A 13,043-nucleotide genomic window follows, 5' to 3' on the forward strand; every position below is an offset into this window, starting at 1 on the left:
CTATCCGCTCTTGCGGCGGAACTCGCGACGGTTCTCGACCGGGCCGTGTGCCCGGGGCTGCTTCGTCCCGCCGTCGCGGTGGGAGGAGCCGCCGGCCGCCTGGGCCTTCTTGCGCTCCAGCGCCTCGCGGAACTTGCGCTTGTTCTCGTCCTCCGGAGTATCCGACGGCGCGGGCGACTCTTGGGATGCCATGGCGCAAGCGTAGCGGCTCAGCGCTTGCCCGGCGGCATGCCGTAGAGGTGTCCGATGGGAAGGCGCATCAACACCCGCCGGTCGTCGACCATCGCTCGGCGATAGTCGTCCCAGTCGGGGTGCTCCCCGGCGATCTCACGGTAGAGCGCGACCAACCCTTCGACGGTGTCGTCGTTCGGGTTCGCCGCCGGCGGCGTGAGAATCGCATCGCCTTCAGCCACCGCGTAGGCCCACCCGTCGTCGGAGCTGACATGAATGGCTGCACGGGGATCGCGGCGCAGATTGCGGGTCTTGGCTCGTGGTTCGGTGATCGAGACCGAGATCGTCAGCGTGCGCGGATCGAAGTGATAGGACACGTTGGACAATTGCGGTCTGCCGTCACGCTTGAGGGTGGCCAACACGCCCAGCGAGTTCCCGGCGATCAGCGCCAGCAGCTTGTCGTCGAACACATCGCGTGTCATCACCTGAGGGTACGTCGGCGCGGCGAGTGGAATGATCGAACAGGTGGACCTCCTGGCAGAGTGCGGCGCCCCCGAGATGACTCCCCCATGACCCGGTATGTCGCACTGCTGCGGGGAGTGAACGTGGGCGGCGTGAAACTGAAGATGCCCGACGTTGCGCGCACCCTCGAGCAGGCCGGCTTCACCGATGTGAGAACGGTGCTGGCGACGGGCAACGTGTTGCTGAGCAGCAGGGCCGCCACCGCCGGGGTGCGCACGAAGGCCGAGAAGGCGCTGCGCGACGAGTTCGGCTACGACGCATGGGTTCTGGTGTACGACCTGGACACGCTGGCCGAGATCTCGGCGGCCTACCCGTTCGAGCGGGAGCGCGACGGTCACCAGTCCTACGTCACGTTCGTCAGTGACCGAAAGGCGTTCGACGAGTTGGCGAGCCTGTCGGCCGGCCCGACGGAGAAGATCGACGCCGGCGACGGTGTCATCTACTGGCAGGTCCCCAAGGGGTCGACCCTCGACAGCACCATCGGCAAGACCATGGGCGACAAGCGCTTCAAGCCCTCGACCACGACGCGGAATCTTCGCACCATCGACAAGCTGCTGGCCGGCTGACCAAGGAGCATCACACCGATGACACGTTCACCCAAACACACCGCCGATCTGACCGGGGTCTCGGAGACCGCGTTGATGACGCTGGCGGTGCGGGCAGCCGAGGCTCGCCGCCCCGACGGCATCATCGACGATCCGATGGCCATCCACCTGATGGATTCCATCAACTTCGACTTCGCGAAGTTCGGCTTCACCCGCCGGCAGGATATGGCCTTGCGGGCCAACCTGTTCGACAAGTACACCCGCCGCTATCTCCGCGACCATCCGAAGGCGACGGTGGTGGCGCTGGCCGAGGGTCTGCAGACGAGCTTCTACCGACTCGACACCACCGGCGGGGTCGGCCACGACTTCTCGTGGCTCAGCGTCGACCTACCGCCGATGATCGAGCTACGGCGGGCCATCCTGCCTCCATCGGATCGCATCACCGAGCGCGCGCAGTCGGCGCTCGACTTCAGTTGGATGGACGAGGTCGACACCGACAGCAACACCGGGGGCGGGGTGTTCATCACCGCCGAGGGCCTGCTGATGTACCTGCAACCCGATGAGGCGATGTCGATCATCTCCGAATGCGCCTCCCGCTTCCCGGGCGGTCAGATGATCTTCGATCTGCCGCCGTCGGCACTCGCCGCACTGGTCCGCCGCGGGATGCCCGCCTCGCTGCGCTACCGGGTTCCGCCGATGCCGTTCTCCCTGACCGTCGCCGAGGCAGCCGACCTGGCCAACACGGTGCCCGGGGTCCGAGCCGTGCACGACCTACCGGCCGAACCGGCCCGGGGGCGGCTGCTCAACGCGATCATCTGGACGTGGCAGCGGTTGCCACTGCTCGACCCGCTTCGGCCCCTGACGACACTGCTCGAATTCGGCTGATCAGCCGAACGCCGCCTCCACATAGCGCAGCGCCTGCCCTTTGCCGACCCCGAGGGCCTTGGCCGCCGACACATAGGTGTGCGCTGCGGTCGCCAACGCGGAGTCGGCGGGGTCGGAGCTGGCGACGAAGGTGCCGAATCTGCCGCGGGTTTCCAGGATGCCCGCGGCTTCGAGTTCGCGGTACGCCCGCGCCACGGTGTTCACCGCCAGCCCCAGCTGCCCCGCCAGTTCCCGCACGGTGGGCAGGCGCGTGCCCGGGGTGAGCCGGCCGTCCCGGATGCCCTCGATGATCTGCGTTCTGAGCTGGTCGAACAGCGGCCGGGCCGCCTGCGTGTCGACGTGTACCCAATCCCCCAACTCGGCCACGTGCTCAGTATCACTCACAGCGACTAGTTTGGTGGAGTGCAGGTGACGGTCTTCAGCGGCGCCGGGATCTCGGCCGAAAGCGGTGTGCCGACGTTCCGCGACGTCGAGACCGGGCTGTGGGCCCAGGTCGACCCCTACGAGATCTCGAGTTCGGAGGGCTGGCAGGCGCATCCCGACCGGGTCTGGGCGTGGTACCTGTGGCGCCACCACATGATGGCCGCCGTCGAACCCAACGATGCGCACCGCGCCGTCGCAGCGTGGCAGGACTACGCCGACGTGCACGTCGTCACGCAGAACGTCGACGATCTGCACGAGCGGGCCGGTAGCACGCAGGTCTACCACGTCCACGGCAGCCTGTTCGAATTCCATTGCGACCGTTGCGGAACCGCGTACCCGGGCGAGGTACCCGACATGCCCGAGCCGGTCGAATCCGTCGACCCCCCGCGGTGCGGGGTCTGCGGAGGACTCATCCGGCCGAACGTGGTGTGGTTCGGTGAGTCGCTGCCCGACCGGGCATGGCAGCAGTCGGTCGACGCGGTCGTCGGCGCCGATGTCGTCGTGGTGGTCGGAACGTCGTCGGTGGTCTACCCGGCCGCCGGCCTCCCCGAGTTGGCGGTGGCCAGCGGAACCCCGGTCATCGAGATCAATCCGGAACCGACGCCACTGTCACGCAGCGCCACGGTGTCCCTGCGCGAGAAGGCGGGCACCGCACTGCCCGGCCTGCTGCAGCGGCTGCCCGCCCTGATCGGCTAGCGTTCTCGCGCACCGATCAACGCCTCGGAGATCACCCCGGCCGCCTTCTCGAGCGCGGGCACAGCACGAGCGATGACGTCCTTGCCCATCCGTGCCACCGGACCCGAGATGCCGACGGCCATCGGAGTCGGAGCACCCGGCACGGCCATCGCGACCGAGCGGATGCCGATCTCGAACTCCTCGTCGTCGACGGCGTACCCGTCGGCGCGCACGCGCTCCACGTTGGCGAACACCGCGGACAACGTGGCCGCGCTGTTGCCCGTCGGCGCCGGCAGTCCTGACTGCGTCACCAGTTTGAGGATGCGCGCATCGTCGAGCTCGGCCAGGACGGCTTTACCGACACCGGACGTGTGCAGGCCCACCCGCCTGCCGACCTCGTCGGCGGTCCGCATCATCTGCGTCGACGCGACCTGGCCCGTGTAGATGACCATGTCGCCGTCGAGCACCGCGAGACTCGCCGTCTCGGCCAGCTCGTCGACCAACGACTGCAGCACCGGACCGGCCACCGCACCCAACTGCCGATTGGCGACCACTCCGAGTCGAATCAGCCTGGGGCCCAACGCATAGCGACGATTCGGAAGTTGGCGCACGTAGCCGAGGGTGACGAGGGTGCGCAGCAACCGGTGGATCGTCGGCGGCGGCAACGGAGACTCTGCGGACAGTTCGGTCAACGAGCACTCCCCGCCCGCGCGCCCGATGAGTTCCATCAGCTCGAATGCGCGCTCGACCGACTGCACGCCGCCTGATCTGTCCGCCATGTGTCCACTCCTGGCCCGCCGATGTGCATCCATTGAACAGGCCGGAATTGAGTTCCACAATATGGAAGTCTTCGTCCGCAGTGCGGCGTGGCGTGTACATTTCGCAGCTCACGAACTAAACTCCACAATGCGGAATTCATGCGAGATCTCTCCACGCCGACAGGGGGCCAGACGTGACACGATCCCTCGGCGACGCGGTGCTCGCCGACATCGATCGCCGTCTCGCGGCTGCCGATGCCCGACTCGCGGATCGATATCCCGGTGACGACGGCCGCCGGCAACCGGTCCACACCGTCTACATACCCGGTGACGAGTATTCCGCGACCATGCCCGCCGCATGGGGATCTGCAGCGCTGGCCGCCGCGAACGACGCGCACGGACTCGACGCCATAGCCGACATGGTCGGCGCGAGCGGTGACACCGACTGCGAACCGGAGACTCTCGCGACACTGGTCGAGAACAAGCTCACCACCGAGCCGATCGAAGACCTCCGCATCGACTTCGAAGACGGGTACGGCACAGTCGACGACGCCACCGAAGACGCCGACGTGACGCGCGCGGTCACCGCGCTGCGCGGCGCGCTCGACGCCGGCACCTCGACGCCGTTCGTCGGGACGCGCTTCAAGTGTCTGGAAGCAGCCACCCGGGCACGCGGGCTCCGCACGCTCGACATGTTCGTCAGCGGACTCGTCGACAACGGAGGTCTGCCGGAGGGCCTCACGCTCACGCTGCCGAAGGTGACATCCGTCGAGCAGGTCGAGGCCATGGTGGCGGTGGCGGGTGCGCTGGAGGCCGCGAATGGATTGCCGGACGGGCGGATTCGCTTCGAAGTCCAGGTCGAGACGCCGCAGGCGATCCTCGGCGCCGACGGCCGCTCGCCCGTCGCGCAGTTCGTCCACGCCGGTGCGGGCCGGGTCAGCTCGCTGCACTACGGGACCTACGACTACTCGGCCTCCCTCGGTATCGCCGCCGCTCACCAGTCGATGGAGCACCCGGCGGCCGACCACGCCAAGAACGTCATGCAGACCGCCGTCGCGGGCACCGGCGTCCACCTGTCCGACGGCTCGACCAACATCCTTCCCGTCGGCGACCCCGACAACGTCGCGATGGCATGGAAACTGCACGCGCGCCTGGTCCGACGCCATCTCGAACGCGGCATCTACCAGGGCTGGGACTTGCATCCCGCTCAGCTCGTCACCCGGTACCTGGCGACCTATGCGTTCTACCGCGGCGCCTTCGCCCCGGCCGCGACCCGACTGCGCAATTACTTCCACGGGCTCGACTCGACCGTCATGGACGAGCCGGCGACCGCGCGCGCACTGGCCAACGTCATTCATCGCGGCAGCGTCTGCGGCGCCCTCACCGACGACGAGATCGAAACGGCCGTCGACCTTCCCCTGTCCTCCGTCCGCGACATCGCGCTCGGCCGCCCACCAAGGAGCACCCCGTGACCCACGCGAAGACACGAGCGTCGTACTACACCCCTCGCGGCGGCCTGCCCCCGCAGACCGATCTGCTGACCGACCGCGCGATCGTCACCGAGGCCTACACGGTCATCCCGCGCGGCGTGCTCTCCGACATCGTCACCTCGGTGTTCCCGGAGTGGACCGAGACGCGCGCGTGGATCATCAATCGCCCTGTCGCCGGCGGCGCGACGACGTACTACCAGGCGATCGTCGAGGTCGCGCCCGGCGGCGGAGCCAAGCGCCCCGAGCCGCAACCCGAGGTGGCCGGCTTCCTGTTCGTGACATCCGGCGCGCTCACCGTCGATGCGGCAGGTCAGTCACAGGCCCTCACCGCGGGCGGCTTCGCGTACCTTCCGGCGGGCACCGAGTGGTCGGCCGCCAACAACGGCGAAGAGACCGCGACGTTCGTCTGGATCCGCAAGCGCTACGAGGCCATCGAGGGCCACATCCCGTCGGTCCTGTTCGGCAACGAGCAGGACATCGAGCCGTCAGCTATGCCGGGAACCGACGGCAAATGGCGCACCACGCGCATGCTGGACCCCCAGGACCTGGCATACGACATGCACGTCAACATCGTCACGTTCGAGCCCGGCGCGACGATCCCGTTCGCCGAGACCCATGTGATGGAGCACGGCCTGCTGATGCTCGAAGGCAAGGCGGTCTATCACCTCAACGGGGACTGGGTCGAGGTCCAGGCCGGCGACTTCCTCTCGCTGCGGGCCTTCTGCCCGCAGGCGTGCTACGCGGGCGGGCCGTCGAACTTCCGATACCTGCTGTACAAGGATGTCAACCGCCAGGTCATGCTCTGACCCCATTCGGTTGCGCTACAACCGGAACGGCCAGCCGGTGACCTTCTTCGCGCGCGGCGTCGCATAGGTCCGCACCTTCGACGTGGACAGGCCCATCCGGACCAGACCCTCGGCGATGGTCACCGCCGAGCGGACTCCGTCGACGATCGGGACGCCGGTGGCGGCCCGTACCTTCGCCTCGAGTTCGGCCATGCCGCCGCACCCGAGGCAGATGACCTCGGCGTGGTCGTGCTCGACCGCCTCTCGCGCCTGACGCACGATCGCCTCGACCGCCCGGTCCGGATCCGACTCCAGTTCGAGGACACCGAGTCCCGAGGCCCGCACCGACGCGCACCGCGCGTCGAGTCCCGCGAGCTTGAGACGGTCTTCGATCAGCGGGACGGTGCGGTCGAGCGTGGTGACGACCGAGTACTTGTGTCCGAGATACATCGCGGTCGACGCAGCCGCCTCGGTGATGTCGACGACCGGGACGTCCAGCAGTTCCTGCAGGCCCTCACGGCCGTGCTCGCCGTATCCGGCCTGGATCACCGCGTCGAACGGTTCGGGGTAGGACGTGATCGCGTCCATGACGGCGATGGCCGCGAGATAGCTCTCGAAGTTGCCCTCACACGAATCCGCGCCGAAACGCGGTGTGACACCGATGATCTCGGTACCCGGCGACGCGACCCCGCGCGCCGACTCGGCGATCGCGTCGGTCATCGACGCCGTGGTGTTGACGTTGGCCACCAGGATTCTCATCGCGGTCCTAGTGGGTGCTCGCCACGGCGATGGGCTCGCCCGAGACGTCGGTGAACGGTCCGCGGCGATCCGCCACCAGCAGGTAGACGACTGCACCGAGTCCCGCGCCGATGAACCAGGAGAACTCGGAGACGACCTTGAACGCCGGGACGAACGCCATCAACAGAGCTGCCACCGCGGTGATGACGAGTGCGACGACGGCACGCATGTTGACCCCCTTCGCGTAGTGGTACTCACCGCCGGAATCCGTGGTGAACAAGTCCAGCACGTTGATCTGTGAACGACGCACCAGCCAGTAGTCGGCCATGATGATGCCGAACAGCGGTCCGAGGATGGCGCCGAGCCCACCGAGGAAGTAATTGATGACGGCGGGCGAGTTGTACAGGTTCCACGGCAGGATCACCAGGCCGATGACGGCCGAGATGAGTGCTGCGCGACGGAAATTCAAGTGCTTGGGAAACAGGTTGTTCAGGGCGTAGATGGGGGCGACGAAGTTCGCCATCAGGTTAACCGCCACGGTCAGGATCAGCAGCGCAAGAGCCGCGAGTACCAGGAGCAGGGTGTTGGGCACTTCCTTGACGATGTCGGCGGGCGCTTCGATGATGCGCCCGTCGATACGGAACTGGGCGCCCGCCAACGTCACGACGATTCCGCCGAACACCAGCATGTTGAGCGGGATTCCCCAGAAGTTGCCCGCGACGATGGCGCGCTTCGACGTCGCGTTGCGGGTGAAGTCACAGAAATTCAGCACGAACGTCCCGTAGATCGCGACCCACAGGCTGGCCCCGCCGACGATCTGCAGCCACATGTCGACACCGGTCAGCGAATCCGGCGTCGTCCATGCGATGGACCAGTCGGCGCTGCTGAGCATCCAGATCGCGAGCGCGACCATCGTGATCAGAATGACCGGACCGGCGAACGCCTCGTACTTGCGGATCATCTCCATGCCGTAGCTGACGATGATCACCTGGACCACCCACAACGCGACGAATGAGATCCACCCGAGCGTCGACAGCCCGAGAACGCTGTTGGTGTCCAGCGTCGCGGCCGACGGTGCCAGCGCGACGATCAGGATGCGCAGCACCACGGAGGCGAGGTAGGTCTGGATGCCGAACCACGCGATCGCCACCGCGCCGCGGATGACAGCGGGTATCTGGGCGCCGCGGATGCCGAACGAGATGCGGCTCATCACCGGGAACGGAACGCCGGTCTTCTCCCCCATGAACCCGGACAGGCTCAGCAGCAGGAAGAGGAAGGCACCCCCGAGCCCGAGCACGAGCAGGATCTGCCACCCGCCGAGCCCCAACGCGAAGAGACCGATGGCGAACGAGTAGTTGCCCAGGCTGTGAACGTCGTTGGCCCACAACGTGAAGATGTTGTAGGCGCTCCAGCGCCGCCCCTCGCGTCTGATGGGTGCGAGATCGGGGTTGTACAGCGACGGACTCACCCGAGCGGCCGCGGCGGCGTCGGTGGTGAAGCCACGACCGGGTTCATCGACGAGTTGGGAGGGCTCTGTGCTCAATGGACACGCCTGTCACAGTCGGAGCTCCGACGCCCGGCGCCGTCGCTGAAATTCCATCTTGTGGAAGAAATATTCCACTGTGGCTCAAGTAACTCGCACGCAGGCATCACCTGTCAAGCATCTGACGCGATTGACTGTGGCCCCGCTCACCCCTACAGTCGCGCACAGAGTGGAATCGAATTCCACGATGAGGAATTCACGTACGTCGCAACGGAGGATATCCATGACCGTCGACGCCCCCACGAACCGACCGGATCTCGACCTGGTGGTGCGCGGTACCCGCATGCTGACGACCGCCGGGATCGTCGCCCGGGAGATCGGTGTCCGCGACGGCCGCATCGTCGCGATCGAGCCGCTGGGCAGCAACCTCACCGCCGCTGAGACGATCGAACTCACCGACGAGCAGGTGATGATCCCCGGCTTGGTCGACACGCACGTGCACGTCAACGAGCCCGGACGCACCGAGTGGGAAGGGTTCGACTCCGCCACCCGAGCGGCGGCGGCCGGCGGTGTCACCACGTTGATCGACATGCCGCTGAATTCGATACCGCCGACGGTCAACGTCGACGCGCTCAACGCCAAACGCCACGCGGCGACGGGCAAGCTGCACATCGACGTCGGATTCTGGGGCGGCGCCATCCCCGGCAACACCGGCGATCTGCGGAGTCTGCACGACGACGGGGTCTTCGGGTTCAAGTGCTTCCTGCTGCACTCCGGTGTCGACGAATTCCCGCACCTCGACGCGGACGAGATGGAGAAGGACATGGCCGTGCTGGCCGGCTTCGACTCCATGATGATCGTGCACGCCGAGGACTCCCGCGCCATCGATCGCGCACCGACCGCCGAGGGTGACCGCTACAGCCGGTTCCTCGCCTCGCGGCCGCGCGGCGCCGAGAACGTGGCGATCGCCGAAGTGATCGAGCGCGCGCGGTGGACCGGTGCCCGCGCACACATCCTGCACCTGTCGTCCTCGGACGCGCTGCCCATGCTCGCGACCGCCAAGCGCGACGGCGTCAGGATCACCGTCGAGACGTGCCCGCACTACCTGACGCTGCTCGCCGAGGAGATCCCCAACGGGGCAACGGCATTCAAGTGCTGTCCGCCGATCCGTGAGGCGTCGAACCGGGAACTGCTGTGGCAGGGCCTGCTCGACGGCACCATCGACTGCATCGTGTCCGATCACTCACCGTCGACCGTCGACCTCAAGGACGTCGAGAACGGCGACTTCGGTGTGGCGTGGGGCGGCGTCGCATCGCTGCAGCTCGGCCTGTCCCTGATCTGGACAGAGGCCAAGCGCCGCGGGATCGCGCTCACCCAGGTGATCGACTGGATGGCGGCGAAGCCCGCCGCGCTCGCCGGGTTGACCAACAAGGGCAAGATCGCGCTGGGGCATGACGCCGACTTCGCGATCTTCGAGCCCGAGTCCGCACAGGTGGTCGACGTCCACAGACTGCATCACAAGAACCCGATCAGCCCCTACGACGGGCGCGCGCTCGCCGGTGTGGTGACGAGTACGTGGCTGCGCGGCAAGGAGATCGACTTCACGACCCCGCAGGGCCGGATGCTGCGCCGCGGCGGCGTCTAGCGGGGGGCTACCCGCTCCGGTCAGGATGCCGGCTTCACCGCCCGGCCGATCGCGACCGCGGAGACCGGCAGCGGCACCCACCGGGGCATCGTGTACTCCCGGCGCCCTTCCAGCCGGAAGCCTGCGGCCGCGATGGTCTCTTCGGTGTGGCGATGCGTGTGGCAGTTGCCCGCCAGCCGGGGCCAGATCGTCGCGTCGGCGACCTTCTGCAAGCCGCCCCTGACCCCCGGTTCGGCGATGTGTTCCAGATAGCGCATCTCGCCCCCGGGCTTCAGCACCGAAAAGAGTTGCGCGACAACATCGCTGGGGCTCTCCACCGAACACAGCACCAGTGAGCACACCACCGCGTCGAACTGTTCACCGGTACCGAATCCTTCGACGGTGTCGGCCGTCAGCGTGACGGGCACCGCGGCCAGTGCTGCAGCGTGCTCCGCGACGGCGGCGAGCCTGCGCTCGGGCTCGACGGCGACGACCTCGGTGACCGTGGCGGGATAGAACGCGAAGTTGGTTCCGGTGCCCGCACCCACCTCGAGCACCCGGCCCGTCAGACCGGCCAGGTTCTCCCGGCGCAGCCGCCGCACCGTTTCGGGCTCTCGGGCCGACATCAGGGTCCACATGCGCGCGAAGAAGGGATTATCGACAGTGGTAGCCATCAGCGAACTCCTCAACGCCCCCGTCAGGTCTCCCGCAATCCTATGCGCTGGTGCAGGCGGGCCAACGGCGCCGGCGCCCACCAGTTCCACCGGCCGAGCACGTGCATGAAGGCGGGCACCAGCAGCATCCGCACCAACGTCGCGTCGGCCAGCACGGCGAGTGTGAGACCGACGCCGAACATCCGCATGAACGACACCTGCGCGGCGATCAGGGCCGCGAACGAGATCGCCATCAGCAGCGCGGCCGCCGTGACCACCCGGCCGGTGCGGGCCAGCCCGAGCGCCACGCTCTCGTCGTTGGCCGCCGCGCTGCGGTCCGACGCCAGCCAGTACTCCCGGATGCGGGAGACCAGGAACACCTCGTAGTCCATCGACAGGCCGAACGCGATACAGAACAGCAGTACCGGCATGTTGGCCACCAGCGTGCCTGTCGGCGTCGTGCCCAGCGCTCCGAGGTGACCGTCCTGGAAGATCCACACCAGCGCGCCGAACGCCGCGGTCAGCGACAACACGTTGAGCACCAGGGCTTTCAGCGGCAGCACCACCGACCCGGTGAGCAGGAAGAGCAGGACGAACGTGATCGCCGCGATGACACCGAGCACCGCGGGCAATCGCGAAGTGATCGATGCGGAGCTGTCCCGGTTGATCTGCGCCAGCCCGGTCAGCATCGCCTCCCTGCCGTCAGGGGTCTCGACCGCATGCAGCTCGTCGAGCTGGGTTTCCGACGCGTCGGAGAAGAGCGGCGCCGTGCTGCCGACAGTCAGAAACGCTCGCCCGTCGGCCATTCCGGTCGCTGTCCCGGGTTCTGGAGCCGGCGGGCCCACCTTCGCCCCGTCGACGAACGTGCCGCCCGGCGCCGACACCGTCGTCACGTCGCCGACCCGGGACAGCGCCGCGGCATACCCGTCGAGCTCTTCGGGGGTGACGTCACGGACGTCGGGCAGGACGACGACGACGTTGTTCGACGAATCGACCGCGAAGTTCTCCCTCATCTCGTCGCCGACCTGGCGCGCCGAGGCGGACTGCGGCAGCACGCGATCGTCGGGGAAGCCCCATTTCGCCCCGAAGAACGGCAGACCCAACAGCAGGAGAAGTGCCACCACAGCCAGGCCGATCGGAATCGGGCGACGCATCACGAACTTCGTCGAGCGGTACCAGAACATCTGCTCGATGGGCACGGGTGCCGGTTCGGATCGCCGTAGGGGGCGGCGCAGCAGGCGACGCACGTCGAGAGCATCGAGCCGGTCACCGGCGAGCGCGATCGCCGCGGGCGCCACGACTATCGCCGCCAGCGCCGCGAACGCCACCACGGCGATCCCGGCGTAGGCGAATGATTTCAAGAAGTACATCGGGAAGATCACCATCGCGACCATCGACAGCGCCACCGTCAACGCCGAGAACAGTACGGTGCGGCCCGCTGTCGTCATCGTGCGGATCAGCGCACGCTCGCGGTCCGCGCCATCGGCGAGTTCATCGCGGTATCGGCTGATGATCAGCAGGGTGTAGTCGATCGACAGCGCCAGGCCCATCGCGATCGACAGGTTCAGCGCGAAGATCGACACGTCGGTGACGAGCGTGACGGTCCGCAGCACCGCCATCGAACCGAGGATCGCGAACCCGCCCACCGCCAGCGGCAAGCCGGCCGCCAGCAGCCCACCGAACACCCACACGAGCACCACGAAGCTCAGCGGGATCGCGATCGACTCCATCAGCAGCAGATCGCGTTCGGTCTGCGCATTGATCTGCACGTAGGTCATCGCGACGCCGCCCGCGCGCACGGTCACGCCGTCGCGGTCGTACAGCAGGCGTTCGTCGAGTTCCTCGGCGTGGCGCTGCGCGCCGGTCTCGCCGCCGGTGATGCCGGCGACGATCAACCCGGTCTTCCCGTCACGGCTGACCAGTGCCGCGGATGCCTGCGGCGGGGCGGTCCATGCCGAGGTGACCTGACTGACGTGGGGCGAGGCGGCCAGCCCCGCCACGATCTCCGCGGCGACCGGACGCGCCGCCTCGATGCCGCGCTCGGCGGTGACACTGACCAGGAGGTCCATGTCGCCCTGATCGAAGTGGTCGATGAGGATCTGGGATGCCCGGGCCGATTCCGAGGTGGGGTCACCGAACCCGCCCGCAGACAGCTTCCCGGCCACCGGGATGCCGAAGATTCCGCAGGCCACCATGACCAGAGCCGCGGCCGCGAGGATGCGGCGCGGAGCGGCGATGGCCGACGACGCGATCCGTTGGAGCACCTTCGCCTCCTGCGATGACGCCGTCAT

At 67.6% G+C, this 13,043-nt stretch carries 14 protein-coding genes; 6 read left to right on the plus strand and 8 right to left on the minus strand.

What is annotated here, in order from left to right:
- Both ACZ50N_RS18780 and ACZ50N_RS18785 read right to left on the minus strand, forming a co-directional pair.
- On the minus strand, positions 1-192 hold the full coding sequence (locus ACZ50N_RS18780; RefSeq protein WP_048422989.1) for a DUF5302 domain-containing protein: 192 nt from the start codon (positions 190-192) through the stop codon (positions 1-3).
- Positions 193-209: 17 nt separating this feature from the next.
- A complete protein-coding gene (locus tag ACZ50N_RS18785) occupies positions 210-653 on the minus strand; it encodes a PPOX class F420-dependent oxidoreductase (RefSeq protein ID WP_046364352.1) in 444 nt (147 codons plus the stop codon).
- 87 nt (positions 654-740) lie between these two features.
- On the opposite strand from ACZ50N_RS18785, the gene ACZ50N_RS18790 reads away from it, so the two are divergent.
- Positions 741-1,259 (plus strand): DUF1697 domain-containing protein, encoded by a 519-nt coding sequence (locus ACZ50N_RS18790; protein WP_048422988.1) that lies wholly within the window; start codon positions 741-743, stop codon positions 1,257-1,259.
- A gap of 18 nt (positions 1,260-1,277) precedes the next feature.
- Complete coding sequence (locus tag ACZ50N_RS18795; protein WP_073683376.1) at positions 1,278-2,123, plus strand: class I SAM-dependent methyltransferase; 846 nt, start codon at positions 1,278-1,280, stop codon at positions 2,121-2,123.
- On the opposite strand, the gene ACZ50N_RS18800 is transcribed toward ACZ50N_RS18795, so the two are convergent.
- Positions 2,124-2,489, minus strand: coding sequence for an Rv1152 family transcriptional regulator (locus ACZ50N_RS18800; RefSeq protein WP_111512036.1), 366 nt, complete (start codon positions 2,487-2,489; stop codon positions 2,124-2,126).
- A 36-nt stretch (positions 2,490-2,525) separates the two neighbouring features.
- Between ACZ50N_RS18800 and ACZ50N_RS18805 the strand changes: the two genes are divergently transcribed.
- Complete coding sequence (locus ACZ50N_RS18805; protein ID WP_046364348.1) at positions 2,526-3,242, plus strand: NAD-dependent deacylase; 717 nt, start codon at positions 2,526-2,528, stop codon at positions 3,240-3,242.
- On the opposite strand, the gene ACZ50N_RS18810 is transcribed toward ACZ50N_RS18805, so the two are convergent.
- Complete coding sequence (locus ACZ50N_RS18810) at positions 3,239-4,000, minus strand: IclR family transcriptional regulator (RefSeq protein ID WP_048422984.1); 762 nt, start codon at positions 3,998-4,000, stop codon at positions 3,239-3,241. The two genes, ACZ50N_RS18805 and ACZ50N_RS18810, sit on opposite strands and share 4 nt — an antisense overlap.
- Positions 4,001-4,173: 173 nt before the next feature.
- Here ACZ50N_RS18810 and ACZ50N_RS18815 point away from each other — a divergent pair, with 173 nt between their 5' ends.
- Both ACZ50N_RS18815 and ACZ50N_RS18820 read left to right on the plus strand, forming a co-directional pair.
- On the plus strand, positions 4,174-5,451 hold the full coding sequence (locus ACZ50N_RS18815; RefSeq protein WP_464473518.1) for a DUF6986 family protein: 1,278 nt from the start codon (positions 4,174-4,176) through the stop codon (positions 5,449-5,451).
- Positions 5,448-6,275: a bifunctional allantoicase/(S)-ureidoglycine aminohydrolase gene (locus ACZ50N_RS18820; RefSeq protein ID WP_073683373.1), complete on the plus strand. Its 828-nt coding sequence runs from the start codon at positions 5,448-5,450 to the stop codon at positions 6,273-6,275. Before ACZ50N_RS18815 ends, ACZ50N_RS18820 begins: the two co-directional genes overlap by 4 nt.
- A 15-nt stretch (positions 6,276-6,290) precedes the next feature.
- Here the strand turns inward: ACZ50N_RS18820 and ACZ50N_RS18825 are convergent, their stop codons facing one another.
- Positions 6,291-7,013 (minus strand): aspartate/glutamate racemase family protein, encoded by a 723-nt coding sequence (locus ACZ50N_RS18825; RefSeq protein ID WP_464473519.1) that lies wholly within the window; start codon positions 7,011-7,013, stop codon positions 6,291-6,293.
- A gap of 7 nt (positions 7,014-7,020) precedes the next feature.
- On the minus strand, positions 7,021-8,535 hold the full coding sequence (locus ACZ50N_RS18830; protein ID WP_048422981.1) for an NCS1 family nucleobase:cation symporter-1: 1,515 nt from the start codon (positions 8,533-8,535) through the stop codon (positions 7,021-7,023).
- 223 nt (positions 8,536-8,758) lie between these two features.
- On the opposite strand from ACZ50N_RS18830, the gene allB reads away from it, so the two are divergent.
- Positions 8,759-10,120: an allantoinase AllB gene (allB, locus tag ACZ50N_RS18835; RefSeq protein ID WP_464473520.1), complete on the plus strand. Its 1,362-nt coding sequence runs from the start codon at positions 8,759-8,761 to the stop codon at positions 10,118-10,120.
- A 20-nt stretch (positions 10,121-10,140) separates the two neighbouring features.
- Here allB and ACZ50N_RS18840 read toward each other — a convergent pair whose 3' ends face one another.
- Together ACZ50N_RS18840 and ACZ50N_RS18845 are read right to left on the minus strand one after the other, a co-directional pair.
- Positions 10,141-10,773 (minus strand): class I SAM-dependent methyltransferase, encoded by a 633-nt coding sequence (locus tag ACZ50N_RS18840; RefSeq protein WP_464473521.1) that lies wholly within the window; start codon positions 10,771-10,773, stop codon positions 10,141-10,143.
- 23 nt (positions 10,774-10,796) lie between these two features.
- Complete coding sequence (locus ACZ50N_RS18845; protein ID WP_464473522.1) at positions 10,797-13,016, minus strand: MMPL family transporter; 2,220 nt, start codon at positions 13,014-13,016, stop codon at positions 10,797-10,799.
- Between the last annotated feature and the right edge of the window lie 27 nt (positions 13,017-13,043).

The sequence above is a fragment of the Mycolicibacterium obuense genome (assembly GCF_055397605.1).

Coding starts and splice junctions, on each gene's coding strand:
- ACZ50N_RS18780 (WP_048422989.1), bottom strand. CDS start 192: ATGGCATCCCAAGAGTCGCCCGCGCCGTCGGATACTCCGGAGGACGAG.
- ACZ50N_RS18785 (WP_046364352.1), bottom strand. CDS start 653: ATGACACGCGATGTGTTCGACGACAAGCTGCTGGCGCTGATCGCCGGG.
- ACZ50N_RS18790 (WP_048422988.1), top strand. CDS start 741: ATGACCCGGTATGTCGCACTGCTGCGGGGAGTGAACGTGGGCGGCGTG.
- ACZ50N_RS18795 (WP_073683376.1), top strand. CDS start 1,278: ATGACACGTTCACCCAAACACACCGCCGATCTGACCGGGGTCTCGGAG.
- ACZ50N_RS18810 (WP_048422984.1), bottom strand. CDS start 4,000: ATGGCGGACAGATCAGGCGGCGTGCAGTCGGTCGAGCGCGCATTCGAG.
- ACZ50N_RS18825 (WP_464473519.1), bottom strand. CDS start 7,013: ATGAGAATCCTGGTGGCCAACGTCAACACCACGGCGTCGATGACCGAC.
- allB (WP_464473520.1), top strand. CDS start 8,759: ATGACCGTCGACGCCCCCACGAACCGACCGGATCTCGACCTGGTGGTG.
- ACZ50N_RS18840 (WP_464473521.1), bottom strand. CDS start 10,773: ATGGCTACCACTGTCGATAATCCCTTCTTCGCGCGCATGTGGACCCTG.